Source organism: Micromonospora pisi (genome assembly GCF_003633685.1).
Classification (GTDB): domain Bacteria; phylum Actinomycetota; class Actinomycetes; order Mycobacteriales; family Micromonosporaceae; genus Micromonospora_G; species Micromonospora_G pisi.
On record NZ_RBKT01000001.1, the window covers coordinates 4,388,287 to 4,405,026 of the forward strand.

A 16,740-nucleotide genomic window follows, 5' to 3' on the forward strand; every position below is an offset into this window, starting at 1 on the left:
GCGGGCCACGTACCACGGAACAATCAGGAGCGCAGCGACATGCCAGATCCTCTCGGTCCCGACCCGCAGACCGGTCTGATGCCGCCGCGCTTCCCACCGAGTCCCGGCCCGGACTTCGAGGCGATCTTCGAGTACGCCGCGCAGTGGATCAAGCTGGGTGACCAGCTCTTCGAGTACTACGAACGGCTCGCCATGGGCATGGCGAACGTCACCTGGGAGGGGGACGCCGGAGCCGCGCGGGCGAAGGCGATCGAGGCGCTCCAGCCGCTCGGCAAGTTGCTGATCGACCCAGCCAACGACCCGAAGGGCTCGCAGATGCCGAGTGCCTGCCGGGTGTTGTGGAACATCGGCGAGTCGATCAACTGGTACGCCGTGAAGCTCCAGGAGCAGCGGCACAAGGAGGACGCCGACGCGGTAAAGCAGATCTTCCTCGGCGTCTTCATGATCGCCCTGATGTTCGTCATGTTCATGCCGGTACTCGGTTTCATCGCGGAGCTGATGGCGACCTTCACCCGGCTGCTCGTCGCCGTGGTCCGCATGTTCGAGGGCGCGGTGTGGATGGAGCGGCTGGCCGGCTTCGTCGGTGGCGCGATCGACGGCGCGCTCGGTGCGTACGCCGCTGACAAGATCTTCACGAAGATCGCCGGTGACATCGTCGGCGTGGACCCCGACACCAGCACCAAAAACCTGATCATCGAGGTCGCGACAGGTGCCGGCCTGGGTGGCATCTTCGGCCTCGCCGCTGCCGGCGCACGCAACGCACCCCGCAACCTGCCCGGATCCGGGGGCGGGGTGAAGGTCACCGGTGGTGGCACGGTCAAGCCGGGCACTCTGGACGACTACAAGCCGAGCGGCGTCGGCAACACCACGCCGACCAGTGGCGGGACGTACCGGCCGGGAACCGGCGGTAACGCCAGCCCGAGCGTCTACAACGGTCCGAGGATCGGCAACGGCGAGCCGATCAGCATCCGCACCGGTGGTCACACCGACGTCGCAACGCCACAGGACTTCGGCGCGGGCGGCATCCAGCGACCCAGCGTCTCCCGGCCCGATATTTCGGCCGGAGGAGGACCGAAAGGGCTCGGCGGCAGCCCCCACGAGATGGTCCCGCCGCCGACCCGGCCCGATCCCAGCACCGGTGTCAGCGCCCGGCCCCCGCAGGAGCACCTCGACACGTCGACGCCACTGAGCAGCCGGCCCAACTCCACCTCCGGTCGTACGCCCGGTGAGAACGTCGCCCTCAACAGCGGTGGACGTCCACCGGCGAACGGGACACCAACCCCCGCTCGTCCCTCCGGTCCGGAGCCGTTGCCGTCGCGGCCCAGCCACGACCTGCCGCCGGCTTCCGGTGGCCGCCCGGCTCAGGGCGGCCTGGAGACTCCACCCGCGAAGCCCGAGGTCGGTGGAGCCCGACCTGGCGGGTCCGGCGGCACCGGTGTGGGCGGTCGTCCCGGTGGTCCGGAGGGTGTGGGCGGTCGTCCGGGTGGTCCGGAGGGTGTGGGTGGTCGTCCGGGTGGTCCGGAGGGTGTGGGTGGTCGTCCGGGTGGTCCGGAGGGTGTGGGTGGTCGTCCCGGCGGTCCGGAGGGTGACCCCGGTCAGGCGTTGCAGGCGCGGCGGGACGCGGCGGCCCGGGCGGCGGAGGCTCGGGCTGGTGGGTTCCGGGTCGACGACCACGGTGTGAGCGCCGCCGGTTCCCGACCCGGCGGGCACAGTGCGGGTGGTCGTCCGGGTGAGTCGGCGGACCCCGGTCAGGCGTTGCAGGTGCGGCGGGAAGCGGCAGCCAGGGCGGCGGAGTCACGTGCCACGCTCAGCCCCGAACCTCCCCGGCCGAACGGACCATCGCCCGACCCGGTCAACGGGCGACCAGGTGCTGTCGATCGAACCGGTGTGGCTCAGCCGTCCGTGGACGGCGCCGGCCGGCCCACGGTGCGCTCGACCGCTCAACCACCGGAACCGGGTCGTCAGGTCTTCCGTACCAATCCCGTCACGGGCAACCGTGAACTGGTGACGCTCGCGAAGCCGAGGAACGACCCCTTTCCCTCCGGCGGCGACACCCTCGGCGCCAAGCCGCAGGTCAGCAACGCGCATCCGGCGCCGAACGTACGGGACACCCCGGCCGGTGGTGACCGAACCGCCGTCGAGGGGAACCAGGGTGACCTGACGTACTACGAGGTGGACCCGAGAACCGGCGTCGCCAAGCCGACCGAGATCGGGCCGGGGGAGTCCATCCTGACCGTGAAGCCGGCGAGCGGCTCCGAACACGGGAACTTCGGCTACAAGGGCGGTCAGCGCGTCCCGATCGGCGACCCGGCGGAACGCGTACCGGTCTACGACGCCCGGACGGGAAGGTGGGATGTCGAGGCGGTCCCGGCGAAGCCGTCGCCGGGCGGGGATTCGTTCCATGTCACCTCGCCGCACGGCCGGCCCCCGGGCGATCCGGTGCCGGAGCCGGAGGGGCCGTTCCAGGCGCTGCGCAGGGACAGCGACGGAAACGTCGACCTGGTGACGTACCGGCGTGAGCCTGGGGTCGGCAAGGGCGCCGACGCGGACGGCTTCACCTTCCGTCGTCTCGGCGGCGGCGACAAGGGATGGCAGGACGAAGGCTTCGTCGGCAAACCGACCCAGGTCGAGCGGATCACGACCGTCCCACAGGGTCACCGGCTGGACGGGCGTCCGGTGGAGCTGGACACCCAGGTCGACAGCGTCCTGGTACGAAACCAGAAGACCGGGCTCTGGGAAGCGGTGCCCAACGCCCCGAAGAGCGGGAACGCACCGGCGGCGCCGGTCGAGTCGGGTGGGCGGCTGTACTTCCGGGCAGGACCTGAGGGCAACGGGTTGCGGCCGGTCGAGGTGAAGGGCGACCCGATCGAGGTCGTCAAGGTGCGCAACGACGGCAACGTCGAGAACACCACCTTCTCGCCCTCCGGCGAGGGGCAACCGCAGCTCCGGGTGGGCGCGGACGGGCGGCTCGTCACCGACACCCCGGGCAACATCTCGCCCCACGAACTCACTTTCGATCCGAGGTCGGGCCACCTGACGTACCGGGGTTCCGCCGGTCCCGAGCCGCACGGGACCGCAGGTGGATCGGGCGACGGTCCGGCTGGGGGCGGCGTCGACGGTCCAACCAGTGGTCGAGCTGGTGGACCGGCCGGCGGTGGACGCTCGGGCGGTGGCACCGGGGGCCTCGGGCAGCGGCCCGAGGGCAACGGGTCGAAGACCCAGACCGAGACGCGAACCGTCACCTTCACCGAGGACAAACCACAGCAGGTCATCCGCCCGCCAAGGGAGGACGTCGACGGACCGGTGATCCGCGATCCGGAGCCCTCGCCCGCCTCCGGGGCGCGTGACACCGCCGGGCCAGTGCCGCAGGAGCGGATCGGTGGCGGATCGGGTACGACGGGCCAGCGGTTGGGCGGGGGTGGCCGGAGCGAGGTTCAGTCGAGTCGCCCGGCCGATACCCGTACCGGGGTGGGAACGCCCCGGGATGGTGGCGAGTCGGGTGGCGCGGCGACGGGTCCGAAGCATCTGACCCGGGAGGAGATGGCTGATCTGGTCCAGCGTCGGTTGGACAGCCAGCCGCGCATCGAACGTCCAAAGCCCTCGGGTACCCCGGAGACCTCGGGTACTCCGGAGACCTTGGGTACTCCGGAGCCGGCTCCCTCCTCCGGGGCGCGTGACACTGCCGGGCCGGTGCCGCAGGAGCGGACGGGTGGCGGGTCGGGTACGGCCGGCCATCGCTCGGGTGGCGGATCGGGCGGGGGTACTCGAAGCGAGGTTCAGTCGAGCCGACCCGGCGGTTCGGCGACGGGTCCGAAGCATCTGACCCGGGAGGAGATGGCTGATCTGGTCCAGCGTCGGGTGGACAGCCAGCCGCGCATCGAACGCCCGAAGCCGTCGGAGACCTCGGGTACCCCGGAGACCTCGGGTACTCCGGAGACCTTGGGTACTCCGAAGCCGGCTCCCTCTTCCGGGGCGCGTGACACCGCCGGGCCGGTGCCGCAGGAGCGGACGGGTGGCGGGTCGGGTACGACGGGCCAGCGGTCGGGAACGCCCCGGGATGGTGGCGAGTCGGGTGGCGCGGCGACGGGTCCGAAGCATCCGACCCGGGAGGAACGGGCTGATCTGGTCCAGCGCCGGGTGGACAGCCAGCCGCGCATCGAACGCCCGAAGCCTTCAGGCACCCCGGAGTCCTCGGCCGCCCCGAAGAAGTTGCCGTCGCCGACGCCTAAGGAGGTGCTTGAGGCGGCGAGGCAGCGGGGTTTGCGTTTTCAGGCGGGTGCTGACATCAAGCCGCCGGTGAAGAAGTTGCCGTCGCCGACGCCTAAGGAGGTGCTTGAGGCGGCGAGGCAGCGGGGTTTGCGTTTTCAGGCGGGTGCTGACATCAAGCCGCCGGTGAAGAAGTTGCCGTCGCCGACGCCTAAGGAGGTCCTTGAGGCGGCGAGGCAGCGGGGTTTGCGTTTTCAGGCGGGTGCTGACATCAAGCCGCCGGCGAAGAAGTTGCCGTCGCCGACGCCTAAGGAGGTCCTTGAGGCGGCGAGGCAGCGGGGTTTGCGTTTTCAGGCGGGTGCTGACATCAAGCCGCCGGCGAAGAAGTTGCCGTCGCCGACGCCTAAGGAGGTCCTTGAGGCGGCGAGGCAGCGGGGTTTGCGTTTTCAGGCGGGTGCTGACATCAAGCCGCCGGCGAAGAAGTTGCCGTCGCCGACGCCTAAGGAGGTCCTTGAGGCGGCGAGGCAGCGAGGTTTGCGTTTTCATCCGGGCGCTGACCCTCAGCCCGTCAACAATCAGCGGCCGACACCCACCCGGACCGCGAGCGGACCAACGAAACCAGCGCCGCCATCGAAGGGCACGGCGCCGTCCAAGCCGGAGACGGGAACCGCTCAACGGGCACCGGAGTCGCCAACAACGACCCGAACGGCCCCGGCCAGCGCGCCGACGTCGACCCGCGGCCCAGCGTCGACCCGTGGGCCGGTATCACGGACGGATCCGGCCCGGACAGCGGTGACAGCCTCGCGGGCACCGCACGCCGAGGGGGTTGAAGCCGCCCCCATTGCCCCGACCGACACGACCGGTAGGCCCGGCGGGGGTCAGGGGTCAACGGACGGACCGTGGACGCAGTCCGGCTGGTCGGCGTGGGACGACCCCGCGCCGGTGATCCGGCGGCCCGAACTCGGCAGCCCACCACCACCGATGTCGCGTACGCCGATACCCGGCTGGGATGACCTGCCAGAAGCAGTCCGGCCCGAGCTACCATCAGCCAATTACGAGACGCTGGACGTCAACGGGCTTCCGCTCGCCGCCATGAACCTCGGTCAGAGTGGAAAGTCGGACGCTTCTGCCGCTTCGGTTTCCTCGCTCTGGCACGGGAGTGAGCAGCCCACCATGCGCGGGCGGGACCTGGGAAGCGTCGTCGTGGTGCCGAACGGGTCCACCGCGTTGCGCGGTGCGGCGTTGCGCGGACATCTCGAGGATCTGCGTGGGGCGAAGCCGGACGCGGATCCGGCCCAGGACGACGACGCGGAGTTCACGGTCGACTTCGTGACCTGGGTCAGGGTTGCGGCCGCGTCCGCGACCTCCGACCAGGCGATGCGCGCGTTCGGGCCCCATGGCCCGGGGGCGGACCAGCGGCTGACGGTCACCGTCGAGGTGGGCCTCGTGGCCGGCGTCGCGGCGGCGACCGATCTCGGTCAGTGGTTGGCGGCCATGTTGAACCGCGAGTTCAACCTCGGGCTGACCCGGTGGGCGCAACGCCAGGGCGTGACGCCGCCCCGGGTTCAGGTCATGCACCGGGTGATGCCGGTGAGCGAACTGCCGAACTGGACGCCGGGGTCGGACTGGGTCCGACTGCGGTACGACGGATCGGAACCGTTGCCCGCCCAGCAGCCGCACGTGCGGCGCGGACAGCGAGCCGACATCCTCGACGGATGGACGATCCAGGTCGATCGGGACCCGATGACGCTGGAGTTGACCCCTCAAGGACGATCAGCGGCCGAGGTGTTGGCGGTCGAGGTCGGTGCCCGTGCCGTGGAGCGCTACCTGGCGGGCGAGGCCGGTCCCGAGGTCACCGTGATCGGGCAGTACGACGAGGCCGGCAGAGGTGACGTCGATGACGCGGAAGCCGGGGCTCAGGCGGCTTACCGCCCGCTCGTGGCGGCCCTCGACGTGGGAGTGCGCGAAGAGCTGCACCGGGTGTGGCGTCGGGAACCCACGCCGGACGAGGTCGACGACGTGGTCGGCACGGTCGTGTTCCAGCACTACTACCAGTCGGTGAAGAACGACGACCCGGCGCGCATCTTCGCCATGCCGGTCGAGATTCAGGTCTCCGCACCCGCGCTCCCGCCGCCGCTACCCGTCGACGACCGGGACCAGCCGAGCTCGGATTATTTGAGCGTCTGGCGCACCAGCCCGGAGTGGGGTTCGGGACCGGGCTGGTGGCGGGCCGAGAACCCGGTACGCGGGGTGGACTCCATCGCGTCGGAGCTGCCAGAGTCCGCTTTCACGACTGTCCGGATGCAGTTCGTGGACGTACGCGACCCGCTCGGCGAGGCCGCACAACTACTGCGGAACTTCAACCTGAACCTCAGTTACGACGTGGCCCGGGTGCAGCTCACGCGGCAATCCACAGGTGTGGATTCGACGCCCAGGTGGGTGCGGGTCTTCCGGATCCGGCTGCACCTCGATCCGGAACAGGGTGTGGCGGCTGACGTCGTCCAGCGGCTCCAGGCGCACGCGACCAACGCACTGCGTCGTCAGCTCAACGAGCGGTACAACTTCCCGAACGGAGACCAGTTCCACCTGTTGCTGGAGTTCACCGACAGCAGCATCGCGCATCAGCGGATCGCCGTACCGGGGCGGGCGTCGCAGCAGCCAGAGGTCGCGAACGCCCTGACCTGGCCGGAGAAACTGCTGGACGATTCCGAGGAGGCCGTGGAGCGGGCAGTGCTGCACGAGATGCTGCACCTGTTCGGTTTGTTCGACGAGTATCCGAACCAGCGGTCGATGACCCGCCCGAGAGTCTTCGCCGCTCCGGCACGTGGCAAGCAGGGCTGGCGGGTACCGGGCCGGACGGCCGCACCGGCACTGATGGGGTACTCCAATCTGCCGGTGCCGGAGCTTGTCGTGCCGCGTTACCTGGCGCAGCTTTCGCAGATTCAGGAGAGCCAGGTTGCCCCAGGAGTGACCACGGTGCACCTGGACGGGGACGATATCCAGGTGACTTCCGCGCCGCGAATCGATGACTGGTTGGCGCTTCAACCTGTGATGTTGCCGCAGCAGCCGCAGGATGTGGCGGACGTCAACCAACGTCTGGCAAACGACCAGCGGTACGCGTCCGAGGTGGCCGACGCGCTGGTCGACCGGGTGGAGGCCACGGTCTACGGCCGGACCTACGCGGTGCTGCACGAGGCGGAGGCGAACCGCTTCATCGCCGGCGAGCGATTCCTGGTCCGGGTACATGACACGTACCCGGAAGAGGTGGCCGCCGGCGACCAGGTGCTGATTTTTGACTCCCACAGCGTGCAGGTACGAGGCGTCCAGTTCGTACCGACCGACGTGGCTGTCGATCTGGCGCAGCGGTACGACGGCGGCGCCCGCTTCGTGTACGCCGGGTACGTGACCGACGAGGTCGACCCGGAGGCGGACACTCTCACAGCGGGCGAAGATCCCGGATTTCAGTCCGAGACCGACGACTTCGATGTGGCGCTCGGCGATGACCAGGGCTTCCTGTTCGACGGCGACGACCTCTTCGAGATGGGCCCGGATGACCTCCCGTCCGTCATGGCCCAATCCAGCGCCGGATCTGCCGGGCTGGTGGGGTCCAACGGGACCGAACCTGGCCCGACAACCACACCCGCGCCCGACGCCCTGGTCTGGGATCGGGAGCTTGCGTTCCGATTCGGCCACCTTGCCGGACCCGCCGAGGTGCAGACCGACGAGCGCGACGATGCCCAGGAGACCCGGCTCAATCCGTTCTGGTCGCCGCTGGCCGAGCTGCCGTCGGCGACGGTGACCGACAACCTCGACCACGGCTGGATATTCGTGGTCGACGCCGACGGTGGGATCCGTGTCGGCGGCGAAATGCCGGAGGAGTTTCTCACCAGCCCGGTATTCGACGATCTTCTGCTCGGGATGCGGCGCCACGATCCCGACCTGACCCGGGACGGACTGCGGGATCTGCTCGCCACCGGGCACCCCACCGTCGCCGTCGACTTCGACGAGTGGGGCCGCACCGTGGTCCGGCCCGCCCGGTTCGCCGGCGAGCTGCGGTTCGACCAGGCGAGTGGGCACTGGCAGGTGTCGGACCTCTCCGGCCGGTTCATGCAGCCGGCGGTACGGGGGGCCGCGCTACCGCGCGATGTGCGGTGGTGGCTCGACAACGTCGCCGCCGAGTTCAGCACCCACCTCGGCGTACCGGTGCGGACGGCGCCCCCGTCGGACGGGCCGCCCATCGACGAGGTCGCCGTGGAGACCCGCCGCGAGCGGGTCACCCGTCAGGTGTGGGCGATCGTCGGTCGGTATCCGACGGCGTCGGAGAGCGACCGGGACCATCTCGCGTCCGCCGCCGAAGCCGTACTGCTCGACTTCCACGCACCGGTCGACCGGGCCCTCGACGCCGCCGCGCAACAGGCACAGGCGCTCGGCCTACCCCCGGCCGTGAACGTCCAGCCACCGACATCGCCGCCGACCGCGTACGAGGAGTACGCCCGTGACCTCGACCGGCAGATCGCCCTCGCCGCGTCCTACCTCGGCGTCGAGTCGGTGCGCTACTACCACGACCAGCTCGACCAGGACGGACAGACCGAGCCGGCGTCACTGTCGCCGCAGGCGGTGGCGCACGCCTTCCTGCACCACCCGCCGCAGCAGATCCTCCGCGACGTACTCGACCGACAGTCGCCCGACCGGGAGATCGCCCTGGCCGCGAGCGACCTGGCGAGCGTCGTCACCGGGTCGTTGGCCGGCTTCGAGGGCAGCGCCTACCTTCAGGTGCACACCGAGGATCTCCAGCTACTGCCTACGGTCGAGGGCGTACTGACACTTCCGGGGGCGCTCGTCGCGACCACGGAACGGATGGACCCCGAGCCCGGCCGTACCGTCATCGAATTGCGGACCTGGACCGCGATCGACGCGGATGCGTTGGCGGAGAACAGGGTCCTGGTCCGACCGGACAGCCACTTCCAGGTGTCCTCGTCCGGTCCCGACGGCGTGACCCTGACCGAGGTGCCCGGACCGCTGTTCGCGTCGGCGGAAGGTCCGGCTGTCTACGCCACCGCGCGGCTGCTCGACCTGGGGCATCCGATTCCGGGAACGTACCTCCAACTCCCGGCGATGTCCGCCGTACGACACGAGGAGGAACTGGCACCGGAGCACGGCGCCATCACGCTGGTCGTGCGTCCGCTGGTGCCACCGACCGGACCGGGACCGCTGTGGTTGGACCCGCGTGCCGTCTACGGCGTCGGTACCGTCGACCAGGACGACGACGGCAACACCCGGGTCGAGCTGTTTGAAGCGTCCCGCTCAGCGCGGGAGGCCCGGGCCGGTATGCCGGTCGAGATGCCATGGCTGCCGATGCCGGCCGGGGGGCGGTTGTCCGAGGCCGAGGCCCGGGTGCCGCAGGATGGGCCGCTGGTCACGGAGGCGCAGACCAACCGGCTGCGCTGGCAACGGCTGCGACTGGTTCCCTCGGCGCTGCTGATCCGTGGCAGCCTCGACTCGTTGTTGGACGCGGCCGGCGCCGGCATCCTGACCGGGATCACCGATCACGACGAATACCTGCGCGAGCAGATCGACGACGACGACAGCCTGACGCCACAGGCGTTCGGCCTTCCGGAGGACACGGCCATCACGTCCGTGCCGAACGATCCGGTCGGCGTGGAACTGGTGCCCGCCCTGGTCGCCCAGTACTACGGGATCGGCGTGGTGGTGGTCCGCCCGGACGGCTCGCTGACGCGGTTCACCGGCGCGGAAGATCCCGACCAGGAGCCGATCGTGCTGGTGCAGACCCCGCAGGGGCTGCTGCCGGCGGTACGCGACACCGACGTGGTCGCGGTCGATCCGGCTACGACGGAGTCGTCCGGCGCCCGCGCCCAGATGGCCGACCCGATGCTGGTGGAAGCCGCCTTCGCGGTGCCGGCGGAACTCCTGCGTCAGGTCAACCAGCACCTGGGCGGACTGGGCCATGCCCGGGTGAGCGCCGCGCGGGTGGTGCAGGCCCGAGCGGAGCTCACCGCGGCGCCCTCCAACGAGCGTGGGCTCGCGGAGTGGATCGCTCACCAGATCAAGTTCGGTCGGCCGCCCCAGACGCATGGTGGTAGCCGTCCCCACCGGACGCCGGAAGACCGAATCCGCGAAGACTCCCCCTCCTCCATCTCGACCGGCGGATCGGCGTCGCGGCAGCCGACCGATCAGCACTCGGCACACGGCCCAGCCGATCCGTCGAGTCGAAACCGACCGGGGATGGTGCCGTCCGGGCCCGTCTCCGGGGCGGGGCGGATCTGGGTGTCGTGGGCGATGCGAGCGGCGCTCGCCAGTCTGCCCCGCTGGAATCCTGAATCCGGCGAGGCGGACCGCGCTCTACGGGTGCGGACCGTGCTGGACCGGCTGGGCGCCGGGGTCGGTGTCCGGGTTGACCGGTCCGCACAGCGTCACACCGAGACGATCGGCGGCCAGCTCGGCGGCCGTTTCCGGAATTCCGGGCTGAGCCGGTTGGCAGATCTGCGCCCGGGCGCGGTCACCGCAGTGTGGATCAATACACCGAACGATCCCGCCCACCTGGTGCTGGTGGAGCGCCGCCGGGACGGCCGGTACGTGCAGGTGGAGACCCAGCCCCGGGGTCAGGGCGTCTTCACGGAGTTCGAGCCGACCGGCTGGTCGGCGGAGGGGCCGACCCCGGTGGTGTTCACCGGGCCGGTGCGGATGGTGCTCGACGACAACGACCAACTGGGCCAGTTCGACATCCCGGACGCGCTCGTTGGCCGACCCCGGTCGGCTACCGGTCCGGCCGGGGACTGGATCGTCAAGGTCCTGGACGAACCTCAGGTCAGGGACTTCATCCAGTTCTTCGGGCTGACCGAGCCAGCCGGGCCGGTGCTTGCCGAACCGCTACCGAGTTCGGAGGAGTCGGTCGGCTGGCGCTTCTTCGAGTTCCTCCGGCACGCGCTGGCGTCGCGCCCGGACGAGCTGATCGACCCGCGTTTCATCGAACTCCTCCGGTACGCGCTGGCGGAGCGGATGGACGAGGTCGCCCGTACCCCCGAGGACCGTTTCGTCGGACTCCTCGGGCTGCTGCGCAACATCAGCGCGGAACTCGGTGACGACCAGCGGTGGTTGTCGGACGGCCTGAACGCCGTCATCGAGACCCTCGCCAACGGCAACCCGCAGCTCGCCGAGGCAGGACGAATCGACGAGTTGGTCAGCCACCCCACCGTGCACGCGCTCGGTGGGCTCCTCGGCGACGCCCTGGACAATCCCGGGCCGACGGTCCCGGTCCCGGCTCGGGCTGACCGCACCGGCGAACGGCGGGTCCCGACGCCTGACGAGATCCTGCAGGGTCTCCAGGTGGTGCAGACCAGCCTGATGCGCCTATCCGTCCCGTTCCACGCGACCCAGACCAGTCACGCCGCACGACAGCGGTTCGAACGGTCCCTCAACGAGGTCCACACCCTGATGGAGGCGGCGGGTGGCAGCTCTGCCACCGGTAGGTTCGCCGCCCTGCACGGTCCGATCCGGGAGGCGTGGACCACCCTCCAGGTGCTACGCGGGGCAGCGTACGCGCGGTCGAGGCGTGCCGGTCGGCAGAGCTCGGCACCAGCCGCTGGCGCTGCCCCTTCGGTTGACCCGCCCGCCCTGCCACGTTCGGGCCCGGCGGCGGAGGTGACCCCCTGGGAGCTGGAACAGAGGCTGGTGCACCTCGCCGACCCGGCCGAGCCGACCCCGACCGCGCCGCCGGCAGCGGGCGCGGGCGGTCGCACCGGTACGCGTTGGCTGGGTCGTTTCCGGTCTCCGGTCGCGCGACTGTTCCACCGGATGGTGCCGCGCCCGGCACCGTCTCGGCGGGCGACCGAGCCGGCGGAGGAGAGTCCGCTGTACCCGGAGCGGATCGAGGTCTCGATCGCCCAGACCGTGACGGTCCACGACGACCAGGGCGAGATCCTGACCTCCTTCGATGGCCTGGCCGGCACGGCGGCGGGATCGGCGGAAGATCCGGTTCGGCAGCCGATGTTCTCCACCAACACGATTCCGGAGACGGACACCGAGAGCCCGGCGCTCGCGTCGGCAGACGACGTCCAGGCGTACGTCCGGTCGGATTTTGCCGCCCGGATGCTGGACGCGGTACGGAACCCGGCGGTCACCGACAACTCCGTCGAACAGACGCGCCACCTGGTCCGGGTGGCGGAGGACGTGGAGTGGTGGGAGGACGCGAGCATCGGCGACGCGCTCGACGGACTCTTCGCCGGGGTACGGCGGATCGAGGCGATGCCCGACTCCGTCCCGATCCTCTCCTGGGAGGAGGCGGCAGTCGTCCTGGTCGGGGCTCGGGCGGCGGCGGACGTCGTCGCGGCCGTAGGCGAAGCGGGCCCGCACCTGTCGGGGCGTGACCGCGAGCGCGTCGACCTGGCCTTCGGGGTGCTTGCGCGGGTCCGTGGCAATCTTCGACAACCGCCCCCCGACAACCCGCGGTTGGCGGCGGCGATCCTTGAGGTACGCCGGTCAGCCGACGCACTGGAGTCCCACTTCGACGCGACCCGGTGGCGAGGGGACGGCGGCTCGACGCCCTCCGACAACTGGTCCGATGACCAGGCGCAGGCGGCCCTGGTGCTGGACCGGATGCTCCGGATGGACCAGAACCGCTTCAACGCGAGGCCGCTGGAGGAGGGCGGCCGGCGCCACGAGACGGAGTTGCACGACGCGCTGTCCGTCCTCGCCGCAGGGGAGTGGGTACGGGGGCGGACCTATGCCGTGCTGCCCCGTACGACCGCGGACAGTTTCGAGCGGGAGCGGTTCCTGCTGCGGGTCAGCGCCGTACCCGACCCCGACACGGTGCCCGAGGACCACGAGGTGCTGACTTTCGAGTCCACGTACCTGCACGTGCGGCACAACGGGTGGGAAGGTCTGTTCATCCCGCCGGATACCCCGCTGAACAGGGACGGGAACTCCTACTGGTTCCAGGGCCCGGACGGTGAGCCCGAGCCTCTGGTGCTCCCGGACCACCGGCCCGCCCCGGTTCGCACGACAGCGGAACAGCCCGCAGTCGCCCCGCCACCCACCTGGCCACTCGTGCGGGACGCGGTTCCGCGAAGCGAGGGTGCCCCCGTACCCGACAGGCAGGACCTGCCCGCGACGGACACCGGCCCGGGTTCGGGCGCCGGTGGCGGCCGTCGCCGGCCGCTGCCGTCCGTGCCACAGGCCGCTGGTTCCGCACCGACGCCGACCGGCCGGGTGATGCCGCCAGCCAACTTCGGCCCGGTCAGCTCGCCGCCGGTGCTGCCGGCGGAAGAACCGGTGCCGGCGGAAGAACCGGTGCCGGCGGAAGAACCGGTGCCGCCGAAGGAACCGGTGCTGCCGACCCAGCCGGTGCGGCCGGTGGGACGCGCGCTTCCCCGGCCGCCGGGCGCATCGCCGGACGTGGTCAGTGGTGAGGTCGACGGCCGGCGCCCGGGCCTCGACGGCACCCCGGCGAGAGACAGCGTCGCCGAGGCACGGGTCGCCGCCGCCAACCACCACCAACACCGGGTTCCGTTGCCCACCGTGATGCAGCCACGTGCCACCGGCAGGATGACCGAGGACGAGAGCCGTCGTGCCCGCGCCAGCTGGCCGGACGGATCCACCTGGGATCACCTGCTGGCCAGCGCCGCACCCCCCGGCTACCGCGTCTACTCGCCCTACCCGTCGGACGGGCGGCAGCATCGTGGCCAGATCCACGTGGAGCAGATCGGGTGGCGGGTGCCGGCGGAGGCCGCCCGTACCCAGCCGCTGCCGAACATCGCCACCGTGTTCGTGGCGGTCTCACCAGACCTCGCCCCCAACGCCGTCGCGGACCTGCTCGCCGAGGTTGTCGTCCGGGTCTACGGCACCGCGTCGGTGCCACTGTTGCGGGTCCTCGTGCCGGGTTCCGGCGGGGAGAACCCGGTGCTGGCCCGCCTCGCCGACCAACTGCCGGGCCAGGTCGAGATCGTCGGACCGCTCGGCGACTGGGCCGTTGGCCGCGACGGGCGCCTTTTCGACCCGACCGAGCCGGCACCGGGCTGGGCGCTCCACCGCACCGGGAAGGAGCCTCAGGAGGTACGCGGACTGGCCGCCGAGGTACGCGCGGCGGAGAACGTCGCGCGGCCGATGCCGTACGGCACCACCGAGGAGCGGCTCGCCGAGTGGGTGACGCGTACGGCCGGCTCCGCTGGCGACGATCCGGTCGAGCGGATCAGCCAGTTGCACCGGGCGCTCTACGGTGACGCCGTCGCGGCCGACACGAGGGAGGCGCTCGCCGAGGCGGATGGCGCCCGGTGGACGGACGCCCCGCGCGGTGCCGTCGCCTGGGACGTCGTACGACACGGACCGGGCAGCAGCGCGTTGGTGCGACTGCTCGACGACTCCGGCAACACCATCGACCTCGGTGTCATCCGCAACTCCGAGCGTGGCATCTTCTGGATCTCCCTGCCCGCCGGCACGGTCGAGCCGATGCCCACCGTCCCCTCCTTCGGCGGCTGGACGCAGGTCATCCTCCGTGACCCGTCGGGGCGGACGCAGCCCCCGTCGCACCAGGCCCAACTGCCGAGCTGGTGGCAGCAGATTGCGGTCGGCCAAGCGCTCACCCCGTACGTCAACGGGGAGCTTGTCGCGTACTGGGCTGCCTCCGGCCTGGTGATCGCGGCGGCGACCGGTACGCGTCCCGACACCGCTACCGTCGGCGTACTGCCCGACCGGTTGACGGTCAACGTGGCGGTGGGGCCTGAGATCCGGACCGGGCCGCTCGCCCGGGTGATCGCGCCGCTGCTGCGGGGGCTCTATCCCGGCGGAGCACCGCCGCTGCGGATCCTGTCCGACGGCGTCGACGGGCGCAACCGGCTCGCCGAACACCTCTCCGGCCTGCTGGCGCCGGGCACCTCCATCGAGGCGCCCGGGGGCACCGTCGTCCACGTCGCCGACGGTGGCGTCGAGGTCGACGGGGTCCGTGCCGACCTGCGCTGGGTCCGCTACGTCTCCGGTTCGTTCCCGAGCCGGGACGAGCCGATGCCGGTGACAGAACGGATCAGGTCGTACTACCCCAACCCTGACCTGGTTCCCGGCGAGGACCTCTACCGGGCGCTCGACGGTGACGAGGACGACGACGGTAACCCGGTGCTGCACCGGCATCAGCCGTCGCAGGCCGTGGTGCTCACCGACGATCAGGACCAGCGCTACGGGCTGACCCCCTTCGCCGTACGCCGCTGGGCCGCCGACAACGGCGTGGACCTGCCCGAGTCGCAGGCGTTCGAACGGCAGATCGTCGCGGTGCTCTACCCGGACCGACGTACGCCCGCGCAGGTTCACCGCGTCGACGACGCCCTGCGCTTCGTACAGCAGATCCGTGGACTGGTCCGGGACCAGTTGCCGCTGGGCCCGGCGGAGGCGATCGAGGCTGTCGAGACGGCCGGCTGGTGGGTGCTGCGGCAGTTCCCGCCGGACGAGTTCGTCCACGTCGGGTTGGGAAACCGGCCGGCCGGAATCATGGCGGCGCTTCCCCAGTTGGACAGCCGGGTACGTTCCGCGCACCTGCCACTGTCCGCGTTCACAGCCGGCCCGGCCGAGCCGGACCCCGTCCTGTCCGCCGCGCTCGACCAGCCGCCGGCCAGCCGCGAGCAGTTGGCGATGCTGCACCGGCACATCGACGAGTTCCTCGGTGACCTGCCGGCTGATCGTCCGATCGCGCTGGTCGACGTGGTCGGCACCGGTCGCGCTCTGATCTCCGTGCAGCACCACCTGCAGCGGTACCTCGACTCGATCGGGCGCCACCAGGAGGTGCACGCGCTGGGCCTGCACCACGCCGACGGGATGCCCGAGGGTGTCGCGGCGGTCGGCGCCGTGCCGGACGGGGAGCCGCCGGCGGTAGCCGAGCTGAGGCGCCGCTGGATGTCCCGGTTCCAGTCGTTGTCCCTGGGCCCGGCCGGCCCGCTCGGGCCGCGCCTGGCCGAGGCACTGGCCGACACGATCGCGCCGGAGGAGTTCGACGGGCTCGCCGAGTTCGGCTCCTATCCCCTGTTCACCCAGCCGGTACGGCACGTCGAGCCGGTGCCGGCGGCAGTGCCCGAGTCCCCGGACACCCGGATGCTGGGAAGGTTCGGCACGCGGGTCGCGGACGAGATCGCGAGCAGCGGCGGCGGTGACCTGATGGTGGACCTGTTCAACGCGCGGTTCCCCGCCGGGGCACGCCTGCCGGCCGGTGCCGGGTCCGGGGCGGAAACGATGTGGCGGGCGGATTCGGCGGCGGAGGGGCCGGGTTGGCAGCCGGTCGCCTCGTGGCACGAGGTGGCCGAGGCGGCGCGGCAGGCGGGCAGCCGCAGCTTCGCACTGGTACGCCTCGAGGACCCGACCCGGGGCGTGATCGGCGTACACGTCGGACTCGACGCTGAGACGCTCTGGATCGTCCAGGTACGCCCCGGGGTGGAGCCGACGTACCAATTGCTCGACGAGTTCCGGTCGGCCGGCCTTCCCGGTCCGGTCAGGGTCGCCGTGATCGACTACTGCGCCGACGTGCGGTTGCCGGTCTGAGCT

At 71.1% G+C, this 16,740-nt stretch carries 1 protein-coding gene; it reads left to right on the top strand.

The window, feature by feature from the left end:
- Positions 1–39 precede the first annotated feature (39 nt).
- A complete protein-coding gene (locus tag BDK92_RS18660; RefSeq protein WP_147457044.1) occupies positions 40–16,737 on the top strand; it encodes a hypothetical protein in 16,698 nt (5,565 codons plus the stop codon).
- The last annotated feature ends 3 nt before the right edge of the window (positions 16,738–16,740 follow it).

What these genes read in the sequence shown, in the direction of transcription:
- BDK92_RS18660 (WP_147457044.1), top strand. Translation starts at nt 40, where the DNA reads ATGCCAGATCCTCTCGGTCCCGACCCGCAGACCGGTCTGATGCCGCCG.